Below are 1,517 nucleotides of genomic sequence, written 5' to 3' on the forward strand. Positions count from 1 at the left end.
ACCGAAAGCAACGAAAAAACCAACTGGGGCGCTGCCCTGCGCAAGGCGTGGCGGCGCTTTACCCGCCGCCTGCCCAAGCTCGTCTACTTTACCGCGCCCGTCTACGTGCTTATGTATCTGCTGCAGCAGTTCGGCTACTTTGCCTTGATCGAGCAGTGGCTTTCACAGCATATGGCATGGCTTTCCTTCTTGAAGCCGCAGGCCATGGGCATTATTGTACTGCATCTGGCGGCGGAACTGGGTGCGGCTCTGGGCGCGGCAGGCAGCGTATTGCAGACCGGCGGCCTTTCCGGCCGCGATGTGGTGCTGGCCCTTATGGTGGGCAACATTCTGTCCACGCCCATGCGTGCCATACGCCATCAGTTGCCGTCCTATTCAGGATTTTTCCGTCCGGCGCTGGCCCTGCGGCTCATTCTGGCAAACCAGGGGCTGCGTGCAGCCAGCATGACGGTTGTAACAGCTCTCTACTACTATGTCGGGGCCTGACCCCGAACTGTGCGGCAGCTATGCAGACGGACACACTGATGGAACAGAGCCCCCATGAAGGCATGGAGCTTGCGGAGGCCCAGGAAAACTTCGGCATGGGCATTATCTGCGCCCAGCAGGTTTTTGCCCACTTTTCCGAGCGTTTCGGGCTGTCTCCGGACGATGCCATGCGCGCCGCGTCCTGCTTCGGTTCCGGCATGGGGCAAGCCGCCACCTGCGGCTGTGTGACCGGAGCACTCATGGCCCTTGGCATGGCGCATGGCTGCGCCGGGCCATGCTCACGCGAACGCAAGGGAAATCTCTATTCCCGCCGCGATGCCTTCATGACGGCCTTCGTCAGGGCTCACGGCAGCCTGCTGTGCCGGGAAATACTGGGACACGACCTGACCATTCCGCAGGAGCGCGCCCTTATTATGGAAAAAGGCCTTTTTACCACTGTGTGCGCCCCGCTGGTCTGTGCTGCCTGCGACCTGCTGGAAGAATACCTTTAGATGCAATGTCTAGAACCGTTAACGAATGAAATGAGTTAACTGCTCTGCAAGGATTTTCTTGAAAATCCTTGCCACTAAATGCGAGAAGGCAGGCTTTTGCCTGCCGTAAGCGAGCATTTCAAGTGTTAAATGCTCTAAAGGCGTTCCAACACCCGCCCGCGCAAGCGACTTTCACGCCGCCGCCAATGCGGCACGCCTGCGCATGCAGGCAACGGTGAGGACGCATGACAAGCTTTGCAACCAGTCATCTTTACAGATAAAACGCTCACGCTTACGGCCACAAGGAGTTTTCATGACAGACGCATCCGCAAAACCGCAAGACGAAATCCGCCGCTACGAACGCGCACCGGTGGAAATTCCCGCCCATTGCCAGGTTGTCAAACCCGAGCATACGGGCGCGCGCATCGTTGTGCTTTTGCAGCCGGAAGAAAAGCGCCTCTCCCTGCCCCGGCCCAAAACCTCGCGCCAGTTGCTTGCGGCGCTGGGCCTTGCGGAAGAAACCGCCCTGGTGGCCCGTGAGGGCCAGTTGCTCACCCCCGA

Annotated in this window: 2 protein-coding genes and 1 pseudogene; all 3 read left to right on the forward strand. The window is 59.3% G+C overall.

Going from position 1 to position 1,517, the window contains the following annotated elements; translation table 11 throughout:
* Window positions 1–486: pseudogene (locus tag V6C07_RS00140) on the forward strand (hypothetical protein); the annotation flags it as partial.
* A gap of 38 nt (window positions 487–524) precedes the next feature.
* Window positions 525–977: a C-GCAxxG-C-C family protein gene (locus tag V6C07_RS00145; protein ID WP_333534305.1), complete on the forward strand. Its 453-nt coding sequence runs from the start codon at window positions 525–527 to the stop codon at window positions 975–977.
* 292 nt (window positions 978–1,269) lie between these two features.
* Window positions 1,270–1,517, forward strand: a 248-nt coding sequence (locus V6C07_RS00150) for a hypothetical protein (protein ID WP_333534306.1), incomplete at its 3' end; no start/stop codon positions are given.

This window comes from Desulfovibrio sp. 1214_IL3152 (assembly GCF_036763055.1).
Lineage (GTDB): Bacteria > Desulfobacterota > Desulfovibrionia > Desulfovibrionales > Desulfovibrionaceae > Desulfovibrio.